General features: G+C 55.2%; 21 protein-coding genes and 1 tRNA gene. 15 read left to right on the forward strand and 7 right to left on the reverse strand.

The annotated features are described in order from the left end of the window. Positions 1-2 precede the first annotated feature (2 nt). Positions 3-746, reverse strand: coding sequence for a rhomboid family intramembrane serine protease (locus ACR0J4_RS12960; protein WP_170747270.1), 744 nt, complete (start codon positions 744-746; stop codon positions 3-5). 42 nt (positions 747-788) lie between these two features. Then, positions 789-4,187, reverse strand: a complete 3,399-nt coding sequence (gene putA / locus ACR0J4_RS12965; protein WP_170643108.1) for a bifunctional proline dehydrogenase/L-glutamate gamma-semialdehyde dehydrogenase PutA — start codon at positions 4,185-4,187, stop codon at positions 789-791. Positions 4,188-4,290: 103 nt separating this feature from the next. On the opposite strand from putA, the gene ACR0J4_RS12970 reads away from it, so the two are divergent. The 6 genes from ACR0J4_RS12970 (at position 4,291) to ACR0J4_RS12995 (ending at position 8,335) form a co-directional block, all read left to right on the forward strand. Next, complete coding sequence (locus ACR0J4_RS12970) at positions 4,291-4,779, forward strand: Lrp/AsnC ligand binding domain-containing protein (protein ID WP_170643107.1); 489 nt, start codon at positions 4,291-4,293, stop codon at positions 4,777-4,779. Between the two features lie 30 nt (positions 4,780-4,809). Then, positions 4,810-5,376, forward strand: a complete 567-nt coding sequence (locus tag ACR0J4_RS12975; protein WP_170747269.1) for a tetratricopeptide repeat protein — start codon at positions 4,810-4,812, stop codon at positions 5,374-5,376. 254 nt (positions 5,377-5,630) lie between these two features. Continuing rightward, a complete protein-coding gene (locus tag ACR0J4_RS12980) occupies positions 5,631-5,912 on the forward strand; it encodes an Arm DNA-binding domain-containing protein (protein ID WP_480668687.1) in 282 nt (93 codons plus the stop codon). A gap of 7 nt (positions 5,913-5,919) precedes the next feature. After that, positions 5,920-6,372 (forward strand): hypothetical protein, encoded by a 453-nt coding sequence (locus ACR0J4_RS12985; protein WP_480668688.1) that lies wholly within the window; start codon positions 5,920-5,922, stop codon positions 6,370-6,372. Beyond that, the gene (locus tag ACR0J4_RS12990) at positions 6,338-6,631 is read left to right on the forward strand and encodes a site-specific integrase (protein WP_480555292.1); all 294 of its coding nucleotides are present in this window, start codon (positions 6,338-6,340) and stop codon (positions 6,629-6,631) included. The genes ACR0J4_RS12985 and ACR0J4_RS12990 overlap by 35 nt, the downstream gene beginning before the upstream one ends. 975 nt (positions 6,632-7,606) lie before the next feature. Continuing rightward, positions 7,607-8,335 carry an SDR family oxidoreductase gene (locus tag ACR0J4_RS12995; RefSeq protein ID WP_170555808.1) on the forward strand — a complete coding sequence of 243 codons (729 nt, stop codon included), beginning with the start codon at positions 7,607-7,609 and terminating at the stop codon, positions 8,333-8,335. A gap of 48 nt (positions 8,336-8,383) precedes the next feature. Here the strand turns inward: ACR0J4_RS12995 and ACR0J4_RS13000 are convergent, their stop codons facing one another. Further along, a complete protein-coding gene (locus ACR0J4_RS13000) occupies positions 8,384-9,139 on the reverse strand; it encodes an N-acyl homoserine lactonase family protein (RefSeq protein ID WP_170643105.1) in 756 nt (251 codons plus the stop codon). A 140-nt stretch (positions 9,140-9,279) separates the two neighbouring features. Between ACR0J4_RS13000 and ACR0J4_RS13005 the strand changes: the two genes are divergently transcribed. From ACR0J4_RS13005 to ACR0J4_RS13020, 4 genes are all read left to right on the forward strand, one after another. Beyond that, positions 9,280-10,299: a pyridoxal phosphate-dependent aminotransferase gene (locus ACR0J4_RS13005; protein WP_480668689.1), complete on the forward strand. Its 1,020-nt coding sequence runs from the start codon at positions 9,280-9,282 to the stop codon at positions 10,297-10,299. Positions 10,300-11,005: 706 nt separating this feature from the next. After that, positions 11,006-11,434 carry a hemerythrin domain-containing protein gene (locus ACR0J4_RS13010; protein ID WP_480668690.1) on the forward strand — a complete coding sequence of 143 codons (429 nt, stop codon included), beginning with the start codon at positions 11,006-11,008 and terminating at the stop codon, positions 11,432-11,434. A gap of 10 nt (positions 11,435-11,444) precedes the next feature. Then, positions 11,445-12,464, forward strand: coding sequence for a glutathione S-transferase C-terminal domain-containing protein (locus ACR0J4_RS13015; RefSeq protein ID WP_170643207.1), 1,020 nt, complete (start codon positions 11,445-11,447; stop codon positions 12,462-12,464). Positions 12,465-12,912: 448 nt separating this feature from the next. Further along, complete coding sequence (locus ACR0J4_RS13020; protein WP_170747268.1) at positions 12,913-16,695, forward strand: autotransporter domain-containing protein; 3,783 nt, start codon at positions 12,913-12,915, stop codon at positions 16,693-16,695. A 482-nt stretch (positions 16,696-17,177) separates the two neighbouring features. On the opposite strand, the gene ACR0J4_RS13025 is transcribed toward ACR0J4_RS13020, so the two are convergent. From ACR0J4_RS13025 to ACR0J4_RS13035, 3 genes are all read right to left on the reverse strand, one after another. Next, a complete protein-coding gene (locus ACR0J4_RS13025) occupies positions 17,178-18,065 on the reverse strand; it encodes a DMT family transporter (protein WP_170643102.1) in 888 nt (295 codons plus the stop codon). A 255-nt stretch (positions 18,066-18,320) separates the two neighbouring features. Continuing rightward, entirely contained in the window at positions 18,321-18,779 is a 459-nt protein-coding gene (locus ACR0J4_RS13030) for a putative molybdenum carrier protein (protein WP_170553972.1), read from the reverse strand. Continuing rightward, on the reverse strand, positions 18,776-19,459 hold the full coding sequence (locus ACR0J4_RS13035; RefSeq protein WP_170643101.1) for an SOS response-associated peptidase: 684 nt from the start codon (positions 19,457-19,459) through the stop codon (positions 18,776-18,778). The genes ACR0J4_RS13030 and ACR0J4_RS13035 overlap by 4 nt, the downstream gene beginning before the upstream one ends. Positions 19,460-19,575: 116 nt before the next feature. Here ACR0J4_RS13035 and ACR0J4_RS13040 point away from each other — a divergent pair, with 116 nt between their 5' ends. The 3 genes from ACR0J4_RS13040 (at position 19,576) to ACR0J4_RS13050 (ending at position 22,001) form a co-directional block, all read left to right on the forward strand. After that, on the forward strand, positions 19,576-20,562 hold the full coding sequence (locus ACR0J4_RS13040; protein ID WP_170643206.1) for a DMT family transporter: 987 nt from the start codon (positions 19,576-19,578) through the stop codon (positions 20,560-20,562). A gap of 108 nt (positions 20,563-20,670) precedes the next feature. Then, entirely contained in the window at positions 20,671-21,138 is a 468-nt protein-coding gene (locus tag ACR0J4_RS13045) for a lytic transglycosylase domain-containing protein (RefSeq protein WP_170643205.1), read from the forward strand. Positions 21,139-21,257: 119 nt separating this feature from the next. Beyond that, complete coding sequence (locus ACR0J4_RS13050; protein WP_170643100.1) at positions 21,258-22,001, forward strand: alpha/beta fold hydrolase; 744 nt, start codon at positions 21,258-21,260, stop codon at positions 21,999-22,001. A gap of 287 nt (positions 22,002-22,288) precedes the next feature. Here the strand turns inward: ACR0J4_RS13050 and ACR0J4_RS13055 are convergent, their stop codons facing one another. Then, positions 22,289-23,059, reverse strand: a complete 771-nt coding sequence (locus ACR0J4_RS13055) for a TIGR01458 family HAD-type hydrolase (RefSeq protein ID WP_480668691.1) — start codon at positions 23,057-23,059, stop codon at positions 22,289-22,291. A gap of 107 nt (positions 23,060-23,166) precedes the next feature. On the opposite strand from ACR0J4_RS13055, the gene ACR0J4_RS13060 reads away from it, so the two are divergent. After that, positions 23,167-23,240, forward strand: a tRNA-Gly gene (locus ACR0J4_RS13060). A 136-nt stretch (positions 23,241-23,376) separates the two neighbouring features. Beyond that, a complete protein-coding gene (locus tag ACR0J4_RS13065) occupies positions 23,377-25,227 on the forward strand; it encodes an ABC transporter transmembrane domain-containing protein (protein WP_170747304.1) in 1,851 nt (616 codons plus the stop codon). The last annotated feature ends 83 nt before the right edge of the window (positions 25,228-25,310 follow it).

Here is a 25,310-nt window from a genome sequence, read left to right on the forward strand (position 1 = left end):
CTTTACCTGCGCGGCACGCGCGGGATACGGGATTGCGACAGCTTGTATTTCGTTTCGGGGTGAGGTGGGTGGCCGTGCGTGCGGTCCCAGTACGCTGGCCCTCCGAGTTTCAGCCAGAGCGGGATACACAGGATCAGCCCCACGAAGAACCCACCGGTATGCGCCCAATAGGCAACTCCGCCCTCGTCGGGGTTGCTAGAGAGACTGCCAAAAAACTGCAGTGCCAGCCAAACCCCGAGCATCACGAAGGCCGGGATGCTAAAGACCCGGAAATAGACGATTAGGATCAGTAGAATATCCACGCGGGCTTTGGGGAAGAGCAACAGGTACCCACCCATTACACCCGCAATCGCCCCTGATGCGCCGATTGTGGGCACCACCGAGCCGGGTGCGGTTATCACGTGGATTATTCCAGCTCCGATCCCGGCGACAAGGTAGAACAGCAGAAAGGGCAGGTGGCCCATTTCGTCCTCAAGATTGTCCCCGAAAATCCACAGAAACAGCATGTTGCCCGCGAGATGCATCCAGCCGCCATGCAGGAACATCGAAGTCACAAAGGTCTCGGGCGCCAGCCCCTCGGCGCTGCGGGCGGGGATGATCGCGTAGTCGAAATAGAACTGCTGCAGCACCCGTGCGTTATCCATGATCCCGAAATAGCTGACGAAGATCAGGATATTCGCCGCCATCAGGGCGTAGACAACATAGGGCGTGCGCCCCGAGGGGTTGTGATCTCGGATCGGGAACATGGCGCGACGCTGGGCTTTTCCGCGCCCAGCGTCAAGGTCAGGTTATGCCGCACCACCCAACAGCGCCGCATTGCCACCCGCTGCCGTCGTGTCAACGCAGACATGGCGTTCCGCCAGCACCCGCGTACGATCCGGCAGGCCGGGGATCATGGGCAGGATCGGCCCGTCGCGCCGCGCCAGATGCTGTTCGATCTGACAGGCGGTTTCCTCGTCTCCCCACCACAGAACGCCAGCAAAGCCGGTCAGGTTTTCCAAACGATGCAGGTCGAGCATGCCCGTCGCCTCAATTGCCGTCCCACCCAAAGCCAAAACCGCATCTGCCTGAGCGCGCGCAGCGCTCTCGCCGGGGCCAAGGCACAACAGCGGAGGCCGGGCAAATTCAGACAACCGGTTTGATTCCCCCGTAGGTCCGGGCAGGGTTTGGGTTCGAACCGGGGCCGGTTGCCCTTTCGGCGCGGGCAATTTCGCAGTTGCTTGCCATGTCTCTGAGGTGCTCTGACGAACCGGCGCGCAGAACCGGGCCATGTAGTTCGGCCCACCCGCTTTGGGGCCTGTTCCCGAAAGCCCCTCGCCTCCGAAAGGCTGAGATCCCACGATGGCGCCGATCTGGTTGCGGTTCACATAGACATTGCCCGCGTGGATCGCCTCGGTCACGTGCTGCACACGGTCGTCAATGCGAGTGTGCAGGCCGAAGGTCAGCCCGTAGCCAGTGGCGTTGATGTCGGCGATTACCGCGTCGATCTCTTGCGCTTTGAAGCGAGCGACATGCAGAACCGGGCCGAATATCTCACGTCCCAGATCAGCGATGCTGCCGATTTCGATCAGGGTGGGGGCAATGAATGTCCCCTCGGGCGGCGTGTTGAGCTCTTTCAGAACGCGCCCTTCTGAGCGGGCTTTCGCAACGTGATCTGCGATCCCCTGACGCGCAGCCTCATCAATGACCGGCCCGCAATCGGTTGAGATCTGCCATGGATCTCCGACCTGCAGCGCGTCCATCGCGCCTTTGAGCATGGTCAGCACATCCTCGGCGATATCCGCTTGCAGATAGAGGCAGCGCAGGGCCGAGCAGCGCTGGCCGGCCGACTGAAACGCGCTTTCGATGATGGACTGCACCGCCTGTTCCGGCAGCGCCGTGCTGTCTACGATCATCGCGTTCAATCCGCCCGTCTCGGCGATGAGCGGCGTACCGGGTCGCATGTTCTGCACCATGGCCGACCGGATTTTCAACGCCGTCGCCGTCGATCCGGTGAACGCCACGCCCGAAACGCGCGCGTCGGAGGTCAGCGCAGCCCCGATCTCCGGTCCGCCGGGCAGTAATTGCAATACATCGCAAGGAACTCCGGCTTCATGCAAAAGTTGCACCGCCCGATGCGCGATCAAAGGCGTCTGCGGTGCGGGTTTGGCGAGGACGGCGTTGCCGGTCGCAAGAGCTGCCGAAATCTGTCCGGTGAAGATCGCCAGAGGGAAGTTCCAGGGGCTGATACAGGTGAAAATTCCGGCCGGTTTGGCGTCGGGAATGTTCGCCGCGTAGTAGCGTAGGAAATCCACTGCTTCGCGCAGCTCGGCAACGGCATCGGGCAGGGATTTCCCCGCCTCACGCGCCAAGAGGGCGAAGAGCTCTCCGAAATGAGCCTCATACAGATCGGCGGCTGCGTTCAGAGCCTTGGCGCGTTGCTCTGCAGGGGCTTGCCATGGGCTGGCCGAGGCCAGGGCAAGCTCCACATCCGCAGCACCGGTCGACGCAACTGTGCCGGGCTTGTCCTGTGGTTTGGCCGGGTTATTCACCGGCTCTTCAGCCATGGGTTTCGCGCCCTCGGACAAGAGCGGCCCGGCACGCCACTCGGTTTCTCGAAACCGATCCCGCGCTGCGTCGATCTGGTCCAGCGTCGGTGTGTGGTGCAGATCAAAGCCTTTGGAGTTGGGACGTTCTGGCAAAAACAGCTCTGGCCCGGTGGGAAGAGGTGAGGGCGGTGTCTCAACTGCGGTGAACGGATCAGTGGCGACCTCTTCGGGTGGCACGGCCTCATCCACAATCTGGTTCACGAAGGATGAGTTCGCGCCGTTCTCCAGCAGACGCCGGACCAGATAGGCCAGCAAATCTCGATGCGCACCGACCGGCGCGTAGATGCGGCAACGGGTTTTGTGCTTGCCCAGAACCAACCCGTGTAGCGTTTCGCCCATCCCGTGCAGGCGCTGAAACTCGAACGGCTGCCCCTCGGCCATGTGCAGGATCGCGCTGACGGTATGCGCGTTATGCGTGGCAAATTGCGGATAGATCCGGTCGGTCATGCCCAGCAGTTTGCGGGCGTTCGCGATATACGAGACATCGGTCGCGGGCTTGTGTGTGAAAACGGGGAAGCCATCGACCCCTTCGACCTGAGCGCGCTTAATCTCCGTATCCCAATAGGCGCCTTTGACCAGCCGCACCATCAGCTTGCGATCATGGCGCTGGGCCATATCGTAGAGCGTATCCAGAACCAAACCGGCACGCGGGCCGTAAGCCTGAACCACGATGCCGAACCCATCCCAACCGGACAAGGCGGGTTCGGCCATGACCTCCTCGATGACTTGCAGGGACAGGGATAGCCGGTCAGCCTCCTCGGCATCCACATTCAGGCCCATGCCAGCAGCTTTGGCCAGAAGGGCCAGCGCGCGCAGGCGGGGGACAAGCTCATCCATGACCCGCGCTTCCTGCGCCAGCTCATAGCGCGGATGCAGGGCGGATAGCTTGACCGAGATGCCGGGATTGGCGCGGATATCGTCATGGGTGCACGCCTCGGCAATGGCAGCGATGGCGCGCGAATAGGACAGGTGATAGCGGGCGGCGTCGGCCTCGGTCCGCGCCGCTTCGCCCAGCATATCGTAAGAGTAGGTGTAGCCCTTGGCCTCCATCCCGCTGGCGCGATCCATGGCCGATTGAATGGTCTCACCCAGAACGAACTGACGCCCCATTTCTTTCATCGCGCGTCCCACGGCGGTGCGGATGACCGGCTCACCCAGTCGTTTGATTGCCCCGCGGATGGCGCTGACGGGTGAGGCCTTACCCTCATCCAAAACCTTGCCGGTCAGCATCAAGGCCCAGGTCGAGGCGTTGACCAGCGAGGACGAGGACTGTCCCAAATGTTTGCCCCAGTCTGAGGGCGCGATCTTGTCTTCGATCAGAGCATCGATCGTATCTGCATCGGGCACCCGCAACAGCGCCTCGGCCAGACACATAAGCGCCACACCTTCGTCGGTGGACAGGCCGTATTCGGCCAGAAACACCTCCATCATGCCGGGCGAGGTGCTGGACCGGATATCGCGGACCAACTGAGCGGCCGCGTTGCAGATGGCACGGCGGTCCGCCTCGCACAGGGCGGCCTGGTCGGTCAATTCCTGCAGAACGGTCGATTGATCGGCATAGGTGTGGGTGTCGATGGATGTGCGCAGGCTGTGAGACATGGTTCCTCCGGGCGTTTTTATCAGTATACGCGTATTTTTTCGGGACAACGGACCGAGTTTTAACATACAAAGGCCAAATGAACTGATTTGTGACGGTGATGCGATGCAAATGGACTTTCCGAACCTCGACCGCTTTGATCGCGCGATTCTGCAGGCTCTGGCGGAAGATGGACGCGTCTCGGTCGCGGATCTGGCGCGGCGGATCGGGTTGTCGAAATCGCCGACTCAGGCGCGGTTGAAGCGGCTTGAGGCCGACGGCGTGATTACAGGATACCGGGCAATGTTGGATCCGATCCGTTTGGGGCTGGATCACGTGGCCTTTGTCGAGGTGCGCATGACTGACACGCGGGAAAAAGCGCTGGCCGAGTTCAATGCCGCGGTCCGCAAGATCGCGGAGATCGAGCAAGCCCATATGATCGCGTCGAATTTCGACTATCTGCTGAAGGTGCGCACCGGGTCGATGTCGGAATACCGCGCGGTGCTGGCCGAGAAGATCTCGTCTCTGCCGCATGTCGCCAATACCTCGACCTTTGTTGCGATGGAAGCGGTGAAAGAAACCGGTTTGCTGGGTGGCATCGACCGCGAAACTTGACCAAAGCGGATTGTGCGTCACACTTGGTCTATGATCCGCACGTTCATAGCACCTGTCTTTGCCCTTTGGCTTACAACTCCCGCTTTGGCGCAATCCTGCCCGTCTGCACCGGACCATTCGGAAGGAATGGGCGCGCTGATTGCACAAATTCAACAGGCCGAGTCGCAGTCCGAGGCGCGCGGGATTTCCAACCAGATGTGGGAGCTGTGGACCGATGCGCCCGACCTGCGCGCTCAGACGCTATTGGATCGTGGCATGGCGCGGCGCAAGGCATCGGATCTTCTGGGCGCTTTGCAAGAGCTAGATGAACTGGTGGTCTACTGCCCGGAATATGCCGAAGGGTACAACCAACGTGCCTTCGTCAATTTCCTGCGGCAAGATTTCCCTTCAGCTTTGGTTGATCTGGATCGGACGTTAGAGCTATCCCCAAATCACATCGCGGCCATGAGTGGCCGTGCTCTGACGTTGCTGGGTCTGCGACGTCTGGATGAGGCCCGCACCACCCTAAACGCGGCCCTTGACCTGAACCCATGGCTGTCCGAGCGGGCCTTGCTGGAACCGGGCGGCGCGCTGGAGCCGCCGGGCGAGGATATCTGACAGACCCACCTCCCCAAGGAAATGCCCGCCCGGCGTGATTTCGGTTCTGGACGCCCCCAGATGCTTGAATCACTCAACCCAAACGCTGAAAGGGTTTAGCTTAGCGGTAAAGCCCCTGCCTTCCAAGCAATGAAGATCAGTTTCACTGAGTATCGTATAGTTTCTATGCATTTGATTTAGTTCACTAATATGTTGAAGCTCGTACCATGTGGTAGCGACTTCTATCATGCCGTTTCCGACAAAAAGCCGATAAAATGCCAAAGCTCACAGAGACATTCGCACGCAAGGTTCCGCAGACAAAACAGGGCACCGCCAAGCACTGGGATGGCGAGATCAAGGGGCTTGTGCTCTTCGTTGGGAAACAGTCAAAGACCTGGTACTTCCTGAAAGACGTTGGGGGCCAAACGCGGCGTGTTTTGATCGGGCGCTACCCGATGATTTCCGCAGATACTGCTCGAGAAACTGCACTGGGATATACGCTTGACTGGGGCAGGGGAGCGGGCAAGCGTTTTACAGATCGGAGCGCCCACGGTTGAGACGACCATGGAAACCTATTTGGCACGTCCCAAGCTTCGGTCTGAGGCTCTCCGATCTGGGGTGCGTCAGCAGTTCGAGCTACATTTGAAAGATTGGCTGCGCCTGCCGCTGGATGAGATAACCAAGTCGATGGTGGTTGAGCGTCACAGATCCATGGCGGCAACACCATCCTCCGCAAATCACACATTGAAGTACTTTCGGACGGTTTGGAACCATGCGCGGCGCGTACATGATCTGCAGGAAGGCCCGACGATGGCTATCGATTGGAATGAGGAGCAACCGAACGGTTCGATCATTGAGGACTCGAGCGCATGGCGCCTTGCCGTGGATGAGCTGTACAACCCCATCAATAAGGTTTCCTACGAACTGCTCTTGTTCACAGGCTTCCGCAAAAACCGAGGCACTGACGCTTGTATGGAGGAATATGTACGAAGATCACATCCATCTGCCGATGACTAAGAACGGGCGCAGCTTTAATCTTCCCATCTTACAGTTTCATCACGAGATATTGGCACCTCTGCGAGGTCTGCATCGTCAATGGGTGTTTCCGACGCCCAAATCGCCCAGCGGGCATTTGAAGGGACCTGAACGTCTGCAATGGTCCATTCATTCCCTTCGCCGAACACTTGCGACGGTCGCCATGGAGGCGGGGATATTGGAAGAGATTGTGGGGCGCCTGCTCAATCACACGCCGCTGTCAATCACCGGTCAGCGCTAAGTGAAGCCGTCGCTCGACGCGCTAAGACCAGTAATGGATACAGTGTGCAGTGAACTGAGCGCTCGCCTTGAGGGAGGTCGGAAAGACACTTAGCCGGCAGCATCGAGGGGAAGTCATTTTCGTGTCACAAGGCAAAAAGATAGACCCGTTCAAACCTTTGAGAAAGAAGCTATTGGGAAAGGAACATCGTGCCCAGGGGCCTTACGAGGAGATTGTACAAGACTATGCCCAAAAATACTTAGAAAGCCCGAAGTATGATCTGAACGCCGTTCCGGAATTCGTAAGTATGATTTGCTCAGATGGACGCCTAGCGACGGTTCTGGATGGGCACAAATTGCAATGGCATCGTGGACTGTTCTCTTTGTGCAGCCCGGAGGTTGATGGGCAAGTTGGGGCAGCGGCGGACCTGCACTTTGAAGCCAACAATAACTTGTATCGGAGGTGGCACGCGGTCGATGATAATTATGGCCCGCGGTGCGCGTCATCAACCAGCACCAAAACGCAAAACTCTGAATCTTAGGGCGAAAGTCCATGCCCGGGCTTGTACATTCCCGACCGCAAGGCCTTGAGTGATAGCTACGTATCTGATGTGCTTAAGCCATATGCCTTATCAAAAGTTGCAGGCGTTAAGCCAAGGGACCGGCGGGGGAAGTCAAATTTTTCCGCGTGAAACTTTTAAAGGGGGGCAAACCGAATTGGAGCGGAAACCGGTCGTTTTATTCACCCGCAACGATTCCATAATGGAATGTCAAAAGCAGACGTTCAAAAAAGTATGATCGCCTTTCGCGAGGCTGATTTGTCAACAAATGTGCAGCAATGCGCAGAAAGCGGACTTTGCAAAGTCTAGCTTGAGCCCAAAACGAACGCGCGCTGAATTCAAACGGAATTGACTTTCTCGGTTTTCAGAAAAAGGGGTTGTGAGTTTTCTGCTTTAACTCGGAGTATCCCAAAACATACCAGGTGGGAGGATTTGTTATGAAAACAGCGGTAGTGACTGGTGCAGCGGGAGGGATGGGGCAAGCCATTTGTCGCCAACTGCGGGCAGATGGGTTCCACGTGTTTGGACTGGACCTCAACGAGGAGGGCCTAGGTGAAACGTCAACTGAGTTAGGTTCGGAATTCACGCCTATCTGCGTTGACTTAACGGATCCCATTGCTATCGCTCATACGTTTGATGGAATTAGGTTAGAGTATGGCGGTCTGGATGCTTTGGTAAACAACGCGGGCACCTGCTTCATGTCTGACTTCCCGCACATTCCGCCCGAGGAACTCGAAAAGCAGATGGCGATAAACTTTAACTCTGCATTCCAATGTTGCCAGCAGGCGGTTCAGTTGATGTTGGAACGCGAAGGCATCAAAAAGATTGTAAATATCTCATCGAATGGAGCTTACAATTTCGATGTGTTCGACCCTCCCCATTACCGCGCGTCAAAAGCGGCGATGGATACACTTACGAAAGACCTTGCCCGTCGATACGCGCAGGAAAAAATCTGTGTAAATTCTCTGGCACCTGCCATGACTGAGACACCGTTGTTCAATGTCTTAACCAAGGACGTCTTGGAGAAAGCCGTTAATGCTATGCCGCATGGCCGCGCGATGCTGCCCGAGCAAATCGCCGCTTGGGTCGGTTTTCTAATTTCGCCGGCTGGTGATGTTTCCAGTGGAAATGTGATTATTCTGAATCAAGGTCGCGACGTCAGATAACTCCTAGGCGCACCGTTGCCTTTATGGAAAATGGTCCATGGGGTGGGATCAGCTGTAGCCTTCTGGTGCTTTTTTCAGAACAGGCCATTGCTTTGGACAATGCCCATAGATTACGAACGCATCTCGCTCGGATGCCAGACGCATCAACCTGTCTGCGCTGGCAATCGCTGCATCCTCGTCCCAAGACCCGGCAAACTTCTCGTCGATTTCTGCTGGTCGGGAAATCGCATCACTGGTTAGTAAAACCGTCCCCGATGGAAGATCGACCATTACCGCGATCTGGCCAGGCGCATGACCGGGTGCCATCAAAACGAAGATACCTGGCCCAATCTCTACGTCGTCATCAACAACCAGGTAATCCTGATCGGGCCATTCCAAAGGCCGCATGTCGCCCCAGTACAACGGGCGGGGTAAGGCTCGCTCCGCAGCAGAGATAAGAACTGGACTGCTTGGAAAGTCGCCCAGTGCGCCGATATGGTCGATATGGGTGTGCGTACAAATCTGTAGTGTTATGTCTGACGGAAGAAGCCCGAGTTTTGCCAGTTGTGCGCTTGGAAGATTGTCTGGTTCACACTTCAAGACCTCGCCGAACTCGAACAATCGATCTTCTTTGACTGCGGCGTCAGTGGCGGTGGCATATTTTTCGGGGAACCCGGTATCGATGAGTATTGCTTCTCCCAAATCTGTCCGGATCAGAAACCCGCAGATACCAATTTTGCGGCCAGTGGAATGGACCTTGAACAGCCCGTAGTCCAAAACCGAAAGGTCAATCGGTCGCCCTTTGACAAATCCCTCTGCTTGCACAGACTATCTCCCTGATTGACTACAAAGATTTTGAGTAGAGCATGAAAGTCAAGATACACACACTCTTTCAGTACCTACTGGATATCACAGAAACGGATCCAGAAGCTTTCGTCGGGTTTTCCTTGTCCGAGTCACCGCGTTTGGGTGAGTTCATCGATGCGCTGGATCCAGCGCTGCCGTTGGATTGGAACCAAAAGAGTTTTCGGGGTCTGCCTGCTTTACGACGACATGTCTTGGACCGCGCCGGCTTGTCTGATGTTTGCAAGCCAGACGACGTTCTGATCACCGCCGGCGCAGCAGAAGCCAATTATCTTGCATTCATGCAATTGGTCCAACCGGGCGACGAAGTCGTAACGGAACGCCCGTGTTGGCCACAAGCGGGTGTATTGGCAGAGGCGGTTGGCGCGAGGCTAAAAGTTGTCGACCGTGAAGAGAGTGCTGGATGGGTATTGCCGCTCGACAAAGTTGAGGCCGCAGTAACGGAACGCACTCGACTAATCTTTATAACCAACCCCAATAACCCCTCCGGGCAGTTGATGACACAAGCAGAGCTGGAAAGGCTTGTCCAAATCGCAGATCGTGTAGGTGCATGGCTGGTTGTTGACGAGGTTTACGCAGGATTGGAGTGGGACGGGTCCCGCGCGCCTTCGATTGCCGGTCTGTATTCTAGGGGTATCACGACTGGCAGCGTTTCCAAGGCACTGGGGCTCCAGGGGCTACGCACCGGCTGGATGATATGCCGTGATCCCGATCTGATTTGGGACGCTATTATTCTGCGGGAAAACTCGAGCGAAATTATGAATATTCTCGGCGAAGTCATTGCCGAAATCGCTTTGAGGCCTGACCGATACAATCAGGTTATAAAAGCTGCACGGGCAGCTGGGATGAAAACGCTGGAACGCCTGGATAGGTTTGTTGCCGATCAGCCCAACCTCGATTGGGTCAAACCTCAGGCTGGATTAATTGGTTTGGCACGGCTCGATGGGATCGATGGCGACGTGTTCGCCAAACGCTTGCTCGCTGATCCCTATCGGACGTTTCTCTTACCGGGCTCGTCTTACGGGATGCAGAACCACATCCGACTGGGTGTGGGGGGAGGTGCTGCTGCCAACCTCGACCTTGGCCTACAGCGCATGGGCGAACTGTTGGCGAACTGGTAGAGTTAGGACACTCATTTCGGCTTCTCGGCCTGCAACGCCGGTCAAAAAGTGCTGCCCGATCAAAGCTGACATTGAGCGTCTTGATGGTGCAAGTTCACCCGCCGTGTGCTGGAAGCTTTTCCGCTAGAATAGCGCTGGTTGCGCGCTAGTTCGAAAATGGAACAACCGATTCATAAAAAAGGTTCGAAATGACAGGTTGGACAACTGAAAACGTCCAAGACTATCCGCGACCACCAGCGCTGCGGGTAGTACCCCATCGTGTGCGGATCGAGCTCGGCGGTCAAACCATCGTGGAGATCGATCATGCGTTTCAGGTTCTCGAAATCCGTCACGCACCCACTTAATATATTCCGCCGCAAGACGTTGATACCGTTCTGACAAAGGCCTCGGGTAGCCGCAAAGACCTACAAGATTTCATTCAGCACGGCATCGAAGCCTAGAAAGGCAAGATCGCTGGTTTGTGTTGGACCGACTTAGCAGGGGTTCGCTGACGCAAAGTGACTGTGCGTTCTCGCTAGTGGCGAGCAGTTGCCCGACCTCCCATCTTTGGCCTGAAAGGAGACAACCGATGCTCGATACATATACCATTCGCCAAGACGACATGCCTCAAGAGATGCGGTTTCTCTTGAAGTAATACCCCCGCGACAGCTGGGAAGCCCATCCGGGTTTCAAGGAAAAAACCAAACATTGGCTCGGTGCGCATGAGATGTTCCGCCGTGTGGCAGAACGTATTCGACTGGATACAGAGAAGCTGTTGAGCAGTGACATGGGGTTGGACGACTACGTGGGGTGGCTGTCCTACTATGGCCGCAACCTAGTCGGGAATCTGCATGGCCATCACGGCTGGGAAGATCGCAGCTATTTCCCTGAATTGTCTGCTGCGGACCCTCGTTTTGATGCGGGGCTTGAGTTGCTGGAACAGGATCACTTCGATCTGGATAAGGTGCTGAGTGACTTCACCCGCACGGCGAACCGTGTGATCAAGCTATCCGCACTTGATAAGGCGCAAGCTTACGACGAAGGCGGACAGCTCCATGCGACGAGCAACACGATTGAAGCGTTCCTTAAACGGCATCTCAGCGATGAAGAAGAATTGGCTGTGCCAATCATCTTGTATCATCGGCTCAGAGGATGATGCTGAAGCCATGACGGAGACATCCACCGAAGAAGACCAAACTGATATCAACAAACGCCGCGCACGGGGTGAATTCGTGCGCGGTGTCAGCGGCTTTCGCCACGCTATTGGCGATCCAGTGTTTCCAGCAGAACCTGATCGCTATCACCTGTTCGTAGCGCTGAATTGTCCGTGGTGTCACAGAGTGACGCTGGCGCGAAATGTGTTGGGTCTTCAGAACAGCATCACGATGGACGTTGCATTTCCAAACCGCACCGGCGACGACGATCCAGAGGCGCCAAACCTATGGGAGTTTGCACCTGATCGGGTTGCATCGCTCACAGGTGAGACTTTGCCAGAATGCACGAGCGAGACCGGCACCGGCAAAGGACTGCGCCTTGCCAAAGAGATCTATCGTGCTGAAGGCTCTGAAGAGCAATCCCTTCCAATCCTGTATGACAAGATACAAGGACGCATTGTTAACAACGAAAGTGCTGAAATTGTCCGAATGCTGGACACCTCAGTGGAGTCTCTTGGCAGCACCATCCCGGCAACGGAACGCGTTAGGCTTTACCCAGACGAAGTGCCGCGTCACGAAATTCACGACCTGAACGAACGAATTTATACAGCGATTAACAATGGTGCCTACAAGGCCGGGTTTTCGTCTGATCAAAGGATCTATGAAACAGCCTTTGACGCCTATTTTGAGACACTCGAATATTTGGAGGAGCATCTCTCAGATGGCAGGCCCTATTTGACAGGCAACCACTTTTCAGAAGTAGATCTTCGCCTATTCCCAACTCTCTATCGTCACGATCCCGTCTACTATGTGCGAATGAAGCTTAATGGAGCGAGAATCCTAGATTACCCCTACTTGTGGCGGTGGCTGTGCCGTGTATACGCGTTGCCCGGAATTGCCGAGGCAGGGTCTCTTGTACACTGCCGCCAGGGTTATTTCGGACGCAGTTGGAATAGCGTTGTGCCCAATGGGCCTTTCAAGCCAATGTCGTACCCAGAGGCCTATCGCCACCCTGACCTCGCAACACTGTAGGGCTCGTCAAATTGTATTTGGGAGGCCTAACTTCGAAAACAAACGTTTCTGTTTTGGACTACGGGAGCATTTTTCCTCCGCATTTCTTAACCAGCAAAGTTTAGTTGCAAATGTCCGGTTTGGTCTGCCGCCCGGTCACTAATGTGAAAAGTAGCGAAAGGCGGCAACGAGCCCAAAATGGCAAATGCCGCACAATGTGTTTATTGGTGGGCACCACGCAATGCTGTCCTTGAAGTGACAACGGACGGTCCAAAGCTGCCGCTTATCGGTTTTTCAGAACATACATGTGATCAAATTGCATCATACAAACGGCCATTCGGAAGTTTGTTAACACATCGTTAATTGGAACATCAAAAAGCCATCATTTTTTTGCCTCTGACATGTGCGCGGAGAGTTCCGCGTAAAAAAACGGTTGTGGTTTCCAAACCACCCTTAAGTGGTGAGCAAGATGTTTCGAGTATGCGGTTTGAACCGTAGAGCGCGCCGTCATGCGGCGGCGCTTTCCAAAGCACAGACCAAAAACAAACTTCGGGTTAGACCTGCTTTATTTCGCGTTTTCGCGGTTCCGGCAGGCGCGATAGCTTTTGGAGCAACGATCGGAGTGGCAACTCCTTTGGGCGCACAAACGGTTGTTCCTCCGTCTAACGGTCCGTGCGCTGTTGCGGGTGACGTCGCCACCTGCACGGGAGATGTTTCGACGGGTGTCCAGGCAAGCGGACCTACAATCGAAACGCTCAATATCAATAGTGTTACTGCACCTGGAATTGCACCTGACGGTGGAACCGACGGCGTTGCCTTTGCCACTCCATCAGGGAGCGCAACCCTTAGTATCCAGACGAATGGAACCGGCGGCATTGTCACCACGGGCAATGGCGCGGATGGGATTGTTGTGGATGCAAACGGCGCCGGGGAAGTTTCGATTACTTCGACCGGCGACATTGCAACAAACGGACGGCGCTCTTTTGGTATTCGATCCGAACTTGAGGGTGACGGCGCCGTTTCGGTGAACTCGACTGGCAACGTAACAACATCCGGAAGCAGCAGAAGCGTCGGAATCGGCGTCACTCAACAAGGTGGTGATGGCAATGTGTCAGTTGTATCGGATGGTCGTATCAGCACATCGGGCAGCCGTTCAGACGGAATTAGCGCCAATCAAGACGGTGGAGACGGCGCGGTATCAGTCCAATCAGTGGGCGACATCAACACAGCTGGAAGTCGGTCTACAGGCATCACCGCTCTTCAGAGTGACGGCGAAGGGGATGTCTCGGTTGTTTCGGATGGCAATATCTCGACGGAAGCTAACAACTCTGGCGGGATAGTTGGACAGCAAAGCGATGACGATGGCGATATTACGATCCAATCGAAGGGAAGTATCACAACAGAAGGCAATAACTCAAATGCCATCTTGGCGCGCCAAAATGGCGGCGAGGGGAATATTACCGTTGAATCCGAGGGCGACCTCTCGACTTCCCGTAGAAACGCCCGCGGGATATTTGCCCGGCAAGACAACGACGATGGATTTATCACAATCCGTTCAACCGGAAACATCACGACGTCCGGGAATAACGCTGATGGTATCTTGGCGCGTCAAAATGGCGGCGACGGGGATATCACCGTTGAATCTGAGGGCGACCTCTCGACTACCGGAAACAACGCCCGGGGGATATTTGCCCGGCAGGACGACGGCGACGGTTCTATCACAATCCGTTCGACCGGAAATATCACGACAACCGGGAACAATGCGGATGGTATCTTTGCCCGCCAGAGGGGCGGAGAGGGTGATATCAATGTCACCTCTTCGGGCAACATTTCGTCCGCACAGGACGCCATCCGCGCGCTTGTGACCAATGACGGCGACATTTCTATTACGAACCGGGGCAACGTCAGCGGTGAAGCAGCAGGTGACGGCATCAACGCAACTGTGAATGGCGTGGGTGACGTCGTCATCGACAGCTCCGGGGATGTTACCGGCAGGGAATATGGGATTTACGGTGCAGCCGATGGAACGGGCAACGTAACGATCACCTCCAACGGCAACATTTCGGCTGATGAAGAACATGCGATCTTTGCCAACGCAGAGGACGGGAACGTAACCGTCGATGCGACGGGCAATATTGAATCCCGCGACAGTGATGCGATTGATGTGGAAACCGGCAGCCCCGGAGGCGTGATTGACGTCACAGTGGCGGGCAATATCTCTGGAAGCGCTATTGGCATTGACGCAGACGCCGAGGATTCCGGCGATATCAGTATTCAGGTCACGGGCAATATTCGCGCTGGTTCGGATGACGGTATCGAGGCTGAAGTTGATGGAGACGGCAACATCTCGATCACGATGAATGGCGATATCGATGCAAACGAAAACGGGATCCGCAGTTTTGTGGCCGGTGACGGAAACATCTCGGTTGAAACGTCTGGTGATATAGCGGCTGATAGCATTGACGGCATCAATGCGGAAATTGACGGAAGCGGTGATATTGCCATTTCGGCAACCGGCACCATCGATGCCGAAGTTGACGGAATCTTTGCCCACGTGACCGACAACGGAAACATAAGCATTACAAATTCCGCATCCATAACCGCCAGAAACGACGAGGGAATTGACGCAGAAATCTTCGGAGACGGCGATGTCTTCATAGAAAACTTGGGTCAGGTAACCTCTCGCGAAGACGATGCGATTGAAGTGGATGTCGAAGGAAGTGGCAACGTCAGCATTGAAAACTCTGCCCAGCTTACCGCCGATTCCGACGCGATTGACGTTGAGCTAAACGGTGACGGCAACGCGAGGGTCACCAACAGCGGGGCGTTGCGTTCGCTGGACAATAACGGGATCGAAGTGGACGTAGATGGAATGGGTTCGATCACCATTTTGAACACAGGAAATATTGACGCGTTCGAATACGGTATCGAAGTCGAAGATCGTGACGACAATGCCGCCGCAACCATCACAAACTCGGCTCGCATCACCGGTCGCGAAGGCTTTTCCATCGTATTCGGCGGGGACGGGAACGACACGTTGACGCTCGAACCCGGCTCAGCCCTGACCGGTTCGGTCGATTTCGGCAATGGCAATGATGGCATGGGGGGCACGAACCCGAATGACATTGACACGCTGAACTTTGCGCCCGGGGTGAATGCGGTTGTTAACTTTGCAGATGCATCGGGTAGCGATAGTGATCTTGCGTCCGCTCCCGAAGTCGTCAATTTCGATGGTGCAGGCGTTTTGATCAACAATGGCCTCACGGCGGTTTCGGTGGATACGACAGGATTTGTGGCCCAAGGCACCTTTATCAGCGATCTGACCGACGCAGTGTTCAATACGATTGAAACCGCCAGCCCCTATGACTTTGGCTCATCCGATGGTCAGGTCAGCAGGAACCGGAGTGCTTTCGGGTATGCCGAACAGGATGGTGGTCCTTATGTTTGGGGTACAGCCTTCGGCGGAGATCGCGATGTTGAAGAAGAAGGCTCAAGTCTTGGTTTCAGCCATAGAATGTACGGTTTTGTGGTCGGTGCTGAAACGAATGAGCTCATCGGAAACAGCGATTTTGGTGTTCTTGTTGGCTACGACGATAGCCGCATCTCGCTGGATCAGGACGCAGGTGATACTGATATCAAGTCATATTTTGGCGGTGTTTACCTCGAAAGGGACTACGGACAATATCGCATCAACGCAGCTCTCCTTGCTGGCGTAACCGACAATGAAGTGACTCGAAACGTTGATGGCGGCGAAGCGCAAGGCGATTTTGATGGGATGTTCGTTGCTCCATCGCTTTCGATCTCGGCCCCCGTCAACGCTTTGCCAATACCTGCCTTCTTCAGTGCTCGCGCAAGCTATGTATTTCTGAAGCTTGACGAGTATACCGAAACAGGAACCGCGTTTCCTCTAACGGTCGAAGATCGGAACGTTTCAGTCTTCAACACGCGGGCGCAATTGAACTTCCCTCGCCTCTACGAGGGTGCAAATGGATCGAGCACCTACCTGAACTGGACAGTTGGAGTTGACGCAACTTTCGATGCAGGTTCCGACGATGTAGACGCGATCGTAGCGGCGACGCCCTTTTCTTTCGTAGCGTCCACAGAAGATGCAGCTGCTGGGTTTCTTGGCTTTAAGCTTGAACATATTTCTGCAGATGGAAATAGGTCGGTAGGCTTCAGCGGTGAATTTCAATCAACCTTTGGTGGTGGATCCAGTATTGTTGGAGAACTCACAGCTTCCATAAGGTTTTGAACCTATGGAGGGCTTCTCACTTGGTCGATTGTTGTTGCCGAAAAGCCTTTTCAATCGGGCTGGCTTCCCAACCATGGGAGCGCCCGTTTCGTTTCGTCAGGCGTGATCAAGAGATCTCCATTCACGATATCAGAGGGATTTTTTGTGTATAGGTAACTAGCCGAAAACTTCGTCGCAAAGGTCGATTTGCGCCTGCTGCCAAATGGACTGGCATCTGCAGCGAATGTCCGCTTGCCGACGTCTTGAGGTTTTTCGTGGCATTCACGAATTGCTGAAAGCTGCCGTAAGGTCATGCGCTGCGAAATCACACTTTGTCCGCAGAGTGGTCATTCGACTCAACTCTTTCCAATGTCTGCTCTGCGGACAAAGCGCCAAATCGCGAGAATTGCACCAAGTTCAGCTTTGAGTACTTAACTCGTCCAAGCGGTCGATTGTTTATTTGATGATAGGTGTTGTTTTACGTTCAGACAATTCGATGTCTCTCAGGACGTTTTCTTTGATTTATTAGTCGCCAAGAAGACGCCAAATCCAGCGACAACCATCCCAACCCAAGCAATCGGCGGCATAACTTCTCCGAGGACCAGCCAAGCAACAGCTGCCGCTCCCGGTGGGACTAGAAAAAAGAGCGCGGAAACTTTTGACACCTCCCCGGCGCGGATCATGGCAAGCAACAAGCCAACGGCGATGAGTGAACTTGCAATGATGAGATAGACCAGCGACGCAAAAAGCTGCCAAGTCCAAGTGATCTGCATGGTTTCAAAGGCGAGCATGAAAGGCGCAACCCCTAACAAACCCGCTGTAAACCCGACCAAATTTGCAGTGACAGGATGGTGTGAAACTCCGAAGCGCTTCTCCCACAAGGTTCCGCTGGTAATCCCGATCAGAGCGAGTGCGGCGAAAAGAAAACCAACGAGTGGTGGCGTAGCAACCTCGGACATTGCCGTAATGACAAGAACCGCCCCCGTCAGGCCAAGGGCCAATCCGGCCCATTGCCGCCAGCTCACACTTTCCCCTGCCCAACGCGGCGCGATCAGGCTGGTCAGAATGGGCTGCATAGCGAGGATAAGGGCCAGTGTTCCAACCGATAAACCTGCATTAAACGACATGTAGCACATGCCAAAATACATCGCCTGCAGTAGAAAACCAACGATGGCCAAGTGCATCCACTCTTTAGATGATTTTGGCAGCGGTGGGCGCAGGATTGCAAACAACCCGGCCATAATTACCACTACACAGGCAAAGCGCAGTGCTAGGAAAGTCATCGGCTCTATATAGCCGAGACCGAACTTGGCACCGACATAGCCGGTTGACCACACCGCCACAAATATACCTAGTGCAAAAATAAGCCATGTGGGCCGGTCGGCGGACAAGAAAAATACCCTCGGCAAGTGTTGGTGTCGGACATCAGGGAATATTCACGCGAACTCCGAAATACACTGAGCATGGAAATAGTGAAAATGAAATGGTTTAGCAGACATCTATCTTGCCATATCGCGTGACAAGAAATCCTTCGCTACCTAAATGGTGGCAGTATGGAATTTTCGATCATTGGACCGAAGGAGTTGTTAATACCGTCAGTTTTACCAGTCAGCTCTTTAAGAACTTCGGGCGTGTGAGAAACTGGCCTAGGTGGTCGAAAATGCATCGCTCAGGAAAGCAAACGCCTTTGAATATACGCCAGGTGCCTCGGATTCACGTGGTCCGGCTACGTTGAGAACCGAAGGCTTGATCGATGAGACCCATTGCCGAACCCGCTCGGTTTCTAGACGGTTTTTATCTGCAAGCGCGATACGCAAAACCGGTTTTCCTACCTCAATTGCGACTTGATGAGTATAGTTCGTGCCGGGGCTTTCTGATCCATCAGTTAGAATAAGCGTAGCGTCGCTTGAAATGACGTTGAGTCGGGTTCTGACGTCTGGTTCAGCCGACGGTGCCTCCGTCAACCCTAAGTATCGTTCGCAAATGCGGCCAGCTTCGTTGATTCGACCTTTGGGAACCCAGCCGCCGTAGCTCAAACCGCGTTGGATAGCGAACTCAAGTGCAGCCAAGTCTACGCCAGTTTGCCCACCCGATACGATTTTCACGGCAATCTTCCTGCTGAGTCCGACTTCTCACCTTCGCCAGACCGAACAATTTGCATTTCGTTCGAATTTAGGGGCTCCAGCAGTTCGAATGCGTCATCCGCGTTGCCATCCATCCATTGCTCATAGTCCTCCGGCTTGAGGATGGCGGGCATTCTCTGCGGGTGTATGGGCTTTACCAGTTCATTGGCCGTCGTGGTGATGACGGTGTAGGTTTCAACCTCCTCGGGCCCTTCAAGGCCCTGGTATCGCGAGGTTTGCCACATACCCGCAAATGCGAGTGGCGGGCGGTCTTCATCGCCCTTCAGGGCGAACCAGTGGTAGGTGGCAGGGTTTTTTCCTTGGGCCTCACAGAACGAACTAACCGGAACGAGGCAACGCCGCTCCTCAAAGCTCTGTTTCCACAAGCCGTTTGAGCGCACCTTGTCATCACGTGCGTTATTCAAGGCACCCGGTTGGATAATAGCACCGGTTTTCTTTGACTTCTTTGTCGTACGAAATCCCCAACTCAGCGAGACCAGCTCACGCTTACCTTCGTCGCCTTTCCTGACCACAGGGGCTAAGGGCTTTGGATAAATGGCTGGGAATGGTTCCGCATTCCCCAGCGTGTCGCGTTCAACGGTCACGTCAAACAGATGGCGCATCGCTGTGGCCGGGATGGTGTTGGAGTAGAGGTTGCACATGGCTCCAAAAGCTACGCACAAGACCTAAGTTGGACAAGGTTGCGCGACTTACCGTGTCGCAAAGCGACGTGATCTATCCCCAGACCCATGGTAGTGGCCCAATGAAAGGGCACACCATGACACCGGTACAAAAATTACAAAACCCGACAGTTGGTATTGCGTTCGTACTGATCGGAATATTGGCGATTTCTATCAATGATATGCTGATTAAATTCCTGTCTGGCGGTTACCCCTTGCACCAGATGGTGTTTGCAAGATCATTGATCGGAATCGGATTTAGCTTTGCCCTAGTCCAGATGGAGGGCGGTTGGCGCATCCTGAAAACCGATCAGCCTGGACTTCACCTTCTGCGCGGTCTGTTGATTGTGGTAGCCAATCTGACCTTCTTTACAGCCCTCGCGGTAATGCCCCTGGCGGAAGCCACGGCTGTTTTCTTCGTAGCTCCCTTGATGATCACCTTGCTGAGTATCCCATTGCTTGGCGAAAGAGTTGGGCCGATGCGGATTGGTGCCGTGATTGTGGGATTCTTGGGCGTGGTGATCATGACCCGCCCCTGGGAGGGCGGCGGCGAGCGTGAGGTTGGTCTGCTGATGTATGCCCTTCCGGTTCTTGCTGCGTTCACCTATGCCCTCAACAACGTGATGACTCGTTTCTTGGGCGCAAAGTCCAAAGCCTCAGCAATGGCTGTTTACATTCAGGCGTGCTTTATCGTTGTAAGCCTGTTGTTCTGGTCAGTGGCAGGGGATGGGCGCTTTGCGAGCGCGTTTGAAAACGAAAGCTTGATCTTCTTGCTGCGTGCCTGGGTTTGGCCCGAAGGGACTGACCGCTGGTTGTTTATTGGGCTCGGATTCAATTCTGCAATCATCGGGTATTGCCTCGGCCAGGCTTACCGCATGGCAGACGCGGCGACAGTGGCGCCATTTGAATACGTCGGTCTTCCTATGGCCGTTTTCTGGGGATGGGTCATCTGGGGAGAGCTCCCAAACCTGCCTGTCGCCATTGGTATCGCACTGATCTTGGGGTCAGGACTGTTTGTATTTTTGCGTGAGCGTCAGAAAAAGAGGCACATTGTTACTGAAAAGAGAGTGCACCGTCGGTATTAGATGCCAAATCAATTCGGGCCAAAAGTTGCTCAACAATTTTCTGGGATATTGAAATTCAATCGCAGTTGAGCGCTGATGAATCGTACAGTTGATGGGAAGAGAATTCTGATGCGAAACACGTTCATTGTTGCTGCGTTATTTCTTGCCGCTTGTAGCAATCAACCCGCGGAGTCATTAACCCGGCTTTATCCCGGTGAAACCCCTGAGCTGCGAGTGATGATCAATGAAACTGCGGACGCAAACGGTGTGCCGCGGAGCCTTGTACACCGAGTGATCCAACGAGAAAGTGATTACCGCCCCAGTGCCCGAAATGGCCCCTACTACGGGCTGATGCAGATTCTACCTGCCACAGCGCGCCAGATGGGATTTCGTGGACAGCCTTCCGACCTCTTTGACGCTCAGACCAATCTGACATACGCCGTGAAATACCTGCGCGGTGCCTGGATGGTTTCGGATGGAAATGAGCCCGAAGCGGTCATGTGGTATGCCCGCGGCTATTACTACGAAGCCCGTAACAGATGCATGCTTGTAGCCACGGGGCTTCGGGATACCGAGGTCCGAAAATACTGCGGCTGAGGTCCTTCCCATAGGAATTGCAGAAAGCTCCCGATACACCGCAAACAGCCTTCTTTGCACAAAGTAGCTTGCACGTTGGAGCCCTGTTTTGCGCGTCCCGCAGAGTTCAGGAGATTGATATGTGCGCCGAACACTCAAGAAAATTCAAAGGGGTGCGTGACAATCGGCCGATCATTTTGTTCGTTGCCGGCTTCGGCGACAATGGAAGCATGTTTGACGGATTGACTGAGACACACCTTGCTTTCAGCCATCGTTTGTTGCCCATCAATCTTCCAGGATTTGGCGCTGCGCCTCTTGCTGAAGGAACAACACTCGAAGCCCTCGCGCAATACGTGTCAAATGAAGCAACAAAGTATGAGGCCCAAACTATCGTCGCCCATTCAGTTGCTTCGATTATAGCTTCCTTGGCCGCCCGCCGGGCAGACTGCCCTTTGACTAAAATCGTTTCTCTGGAAGGAAATATTACAGCCGCAGATGCCTATTTTTCCGGTACAGCGGCCGACTACGCTAGTCCGGCAGAGTTTCGCAAAGCGTTTCTAGGGCGGCTAGATGAAATGGCGAAGTCTGAACCGATCATAAGGAGATATCGCGACGAAGTCTCAAAGGCCGATCCTTTAGCGCTTTGGCAGCTCGGCATTGACGCCCGGATGTTTTCATCAGATCACGTACCAGGTGAGGTTTTGCAACACGCAGCTAACGTTACATATTTGTACAATCCCGATAATTGTCCCGAAGACACCGTCCGTTGGCTAGAAGAAAATAAGATGAACCACATCATCTTAGAAAACGCCACACATTGGCCGAGCGTTGACCAGCCTGAAGTACTCGCAGACAAAATCGCTGAGGCGCTTACAGAAATCTAGTGGAGTTGCAAATTAGAGTTTGATGAAAGCAGGGCCGCGAACCTCTGGGTTTGCAAAGTCTCGTTTCGAAGGTCTGCCAAGTGCCGTCCGCGTAAAACTTAAGTGTCCTCTTTTACCCCTGGCGGAACTTGCAGAAGCCCTCATTTTGCTCGACTGTTCTGACCCGCCGCGGGTCGTGTGCCAACCCAAGTTTGAAATCAAAGCTTGTTCGGGCCGAAGTTTACCGTACTGACCTTATCTGTTTGTGTGTGCCGGTTCCCATCGGTGCAATGCTCCTTCGGGTGCTTTCAATCGCGCCCTTGGGTGAAAAGTTCCACAGCGGCCCGGACACCGTCTGCAGTTGCAGTGGGTCGCGGTTCATAGCGCGCATTGTCGCCAGTTTGGTATTTTCCGGTTCGGACCAGTATGGCCGCGCGCAAGCCCGCCTTCAAAGCGCCCGCGATATCGCTTTCGGCATCATCGCCAATCATTGTTACCTCAGCAGGCTCCAGCCCCATGCTTTGCGCGGCAGAGTGGAAAAACGCTGGCGATGGCTTTCCAAATAGAAGAGCATTTGTTCCGCTCGAGTATTCAAGCGCCCGGACGAAAGCGCCGGCATCCAAACTCAATTCGCCGTCTGCGTCACGAAACACTCTGTTAGACGCCAATGCAAGAAAGGGAGCGCCGTCTTGGATCAGGCGAAAGGCTGCGTTCAATCGTTCATACGTAAAATAGCGGCCCGCATCTCCAACGACGACCGCTTTGGGGCCAGATTTCGAGCACTTTGCAAAATCCTCTTCCAGATCCGGATGGATCAGCAGATGTGGCGCAAGACCGTTTTGCTCTAGCCAGACAGAGGCGGTCGCAGCGGGTGTCAGGATTTCTTCGGGTTCTGCGTCTATTTCGAAGCCTTGTAACTTATCCAGAATAACACGCTTCGGTCGTCGGGTTGAATTCGTTAGAAAGCGAACCGGAAGTCCTGTGTCGCGAATGGTTGAAACCGCCTCCGCAGCACCCGCCAACGGCTTGTCGCCCTGATACAGAACACCTGCGATATCAAAGAGAACGCCTTTGCTCACACCTTCCTCACAAACTACGAAAAACCCTTTCTTTCGGGTCAATTTGCCCAAGTGATGGTTCGCTCTTGACGCCCACTTAGCCATCACATAGGAAGGCGAAACATTGAGCGGGTATAGCTTAATGGTAAAGCCCCTGCCTTCCAAGCAGGCTATGTCGGTTCGATTCCGTCTACCCGCTCCACCTCAGCCCTACATCTCTGCGTCAAATGGCCCGGTCCTCAGGGCATTTTGCGCGCGGCTTCTTGACCCTGCGGGCCAGTATCGCCAAGAAACAGCAACTCCGCATTGAAGACAAAGTGAACACATAAGGGCCGCACATGGCGAGACAGACAGCCAGCACGACCACCGCATCCGCGCCGGGCGCCAGCGAAGAAAGAGCCGGCTCGAAAAAGCTGGGCGTCTTGGCGTCGCTTTGGCCGTTCATGAAGCCGTATCGCCTGTTGATGCTAGGAGCGACACTGGCGCTTGTCCTGACGGCTGGTATGACGCTGACCTTGCCCTTGGCCGTGCGCCGCGTAGTGGACAACTTCCGCATTCAGGACGGAGAGCTGCTGGATTGGTACTTTCTGGCCGCGCTTGGCATTGCCGGTATTCTGGCCGTGGGCACAGGCATCCGCTACGCACTTGTCACTCGTTTGGGAGAGCGTGTGGTCGCCGATATCCGCAAGGCGGTCTTTGACCGTGTGATTGGCATGAGCCCCGAGTTCTACGAACGCATCATGACCGGAGAGGTCCTCAGCCGGATCACCACCGACACGACGCTGATCCAGTCTGTAATCGGGTCATCCGTGTCGATTGCACTGCGCAACCTGTTGATGTTTGTCGGAGGGCTGGTGCTGATGCTGCTGACCTCGGCCAAGCTGACAGCGCTGGTTCTGCTGCTGATCCCGGTCGTTGTGGTGCCTATCCTAGTGTTGGGCCGCAGGCTCCGAGCCATAAGCCGCGAGAATCAGGACTGGATCGCGGCCTCATCGGGCAACGCGGGCGAGGCGCTGGGGGCGGTCCAGACCGTGCAGGCTTTCACCCACGAACGCGCAAGCCGCCAGCAATTCGGCGACATGACTGAGACCTCGTATGTAGTGTCGCTGCGGCGTATCCAGACGCGGGCCATTCTGACGGTCATCGTGATCTTTCTGGTCTTCTCAGGCATCGTTGGAGTGCTGTGGATGGGGGCCAATGACGTGCGCAACGGGGTCATGACCGAAGGGGTCCTGATCCAATTCGTCATCTATTCCGTCATCATGGCAGGCTCTGTCGCTGCCCTGTCCGAGATCTGGAGCGAGCTTCAGCGCGCAGCAGGGGCCACTGAACGGTTGGTCGAGCTGCTGAATGCCGAAGATACAGTGATCGATCCGTCCCAAGCAAAACCGTTGCCGCAACCGGTGCGCGGAGAGATCAAGTTCGAAGAGGTCACCTTCCGCTATCCTGCGCGGCCCGATGTGGTGGCGCTGGACAAGCTCAGCCTGCAGGTCAATCCCGGCGAGACGGTTGCCTTCGTTGGCCCCTCGGGCGCGGGAAAAACAACTGTGGTTCAGTTGCTCCAGCGGTTCTACGATCCGAACTCGGGGCGCGTGATGCTGGACGGGATGGACCTGCAAAACCTGAACCGGGCAGATTTCCGCCAGCATATGGCGCTGGTCCCGCAGGATCCGGTTATTTTTGCCGCCTCGGCTCGTGATAATATCCGCTTTGGCCGTCTGGATGCCTCGGACGCGGAGGTCGAAGCCGCCGCGCGCGCCGCTGCCGCGCATGACTTCATCGCGGCACTGCCTGAAGGCTATGACAGTTTCGTTGGAGAACGGGGTGTAATGCTGTCCGGCGGGCAGAAACAGCGGATCGCCATTGCCCGCGCCATTTTGCGGGATGCGCCTGTTCTGTTGCTGGACGAGGCGACCTCGGCGCTGGATGCGGAAAGCGAGCGGGCCGTGCAGGGCGCGGTGGATCAGATGCGCGCCGGACGCACGACCCTGATCGTGGCACACCGGCTAGCAACCGTGAAAAAGGCGGACCGCATTGTGGTGCTGGAGGCCGGTCGCATCGTCGCCCAAGGCACGCATGATGATCTGGTGGCGCAAGATGGGCTTTACGCCCGTTTGGCCCGTCTTCAGTTCACTGACGGCGTCGCTGCTGAGAAAAGTGACGCTCCGGCAATCGCCGTTTCGCCGTAGCGTCATTCTACATTTTCGACTTTTCCCTCGCTAAGCCCTTGCTTGCGCCGCCAAGGTTGTGATCCCATCTGTGTCAAGATCAC

This window comes from Ruegeria sp. B10, assembly GCF_056539825.1.

Bases quoted from the DNA above. Each gene is read 5' to 3' on its own strand.
- ACR0J4_RS12960 (WP_170747270.1), bottom strand. From the start codon at position 746: ATGTTCCCGATCCGAGATCACAACCCCTCGGGGCGCACGCCCTATGTT.
- putA (WP_170643108.1), bottom strand. From the start codon at position 4,187: ATGTCTCACAGCCTGCGCACATCCATCGACACCCACACCTATGCCGAT.
- ACR0J4_RS12970 (WP_170643107.1), top strand. From the start codon at position 4,291: ATGCAAATGGACTTTCCGAACCTCGACCGCTTTGATCGCGCGATTCTG.
- ACR0J4_RS12975 (WP_170747269.1), top strand. From the start codon at position 4,810: ATGATCCGCACGTTCATAGCACCTGTCTTTGCCCTTTGGCTTACAACT.
- ACR0J4_RS12980 (WP_480668687.1), top strand. From the start codon at position 5,631: ATGCCAAAGCTCACAGAGACATTCGCACGCAAGGTTCCGCAGACAAAA.
- ACR0J4_RS12985 (WP_480668688.1), top strand. From the start codon at position 5,920: ATGGAAACCTATTTGGCACGTCCCAAGCTTCGGTCTGAGGCTCTCCGA.
- ACR0J4_RS12990 (WP_480555292.1), top strand. From the start codon at position 6,338: ATGTACGAAGATCACATCCATCTGCCGATGACTAAGAACGGGCGCAGC.
- ACR0J4_RS12995 (WP_170555808.1), top strand. From the start codon at position 7,607: ATGAAAACAGCGGTAGTGACTGGTGCAGCGGGAGGGATGGGGCAAGCC.
- ACR0J4_RS13010 (WP_480668690.1), top strand. From the start codon at position 11,006: ATGTTCCGCCGTGTGGCAGAACGTATTCGACTGGATACAGAGAAGCTG.
- ACR0J4_RS13015 (WP_170643207.1), top strand. From the start codon at position 11,445: ATGACGGAGACATCCACCGAAGAAGACCAAACTGATATCAACAAACGC.
- ACR0J4_RS13020 (WP_170747268.1), top strand. From the start codon at position 12,913: ATGTTTCGAGTATGCGGTTTGAACCGTAGAGCGCGCCGTCATGCGGCG.
- ACR0J4_RS13035 (WP_170643101.1), bottom strand. From the start codon at position 19,459: ATGTGCAACCTCTACTCCAACACCATCCCGGCCACAGCGATGCGCCAT.
- ACR0J4_RS13040 (WP_170643206.1), top strand. From the start codon at position 19,576: ATGACACCGGTACAAAAATTACAAAACCCGACAGTTGGTATTGCGTTC.
- ACR0J4_RS13045 (WP_170643205.1), top strand. From the start codon at position 20,671: ATGCGAAACACGTTCATTGTTGCTGCGTTATTTCTTGCCGCTTGTAGC.
- ACR0J4_RS13050 (WP_170643100.1), top strand. From the start codon at position 21,258: ATGTGCGCCGAACACTCAAGAAAATTCAAAGGGGTGCGTGACAATCGG.
- ACR0J4_RS13065 (WP_170747304.1), top strand. From the start codon at position 23,377: ATGGCGAGACAGACAGCCAGCACGACCACCGCATCCGCGCCGGGCGCC.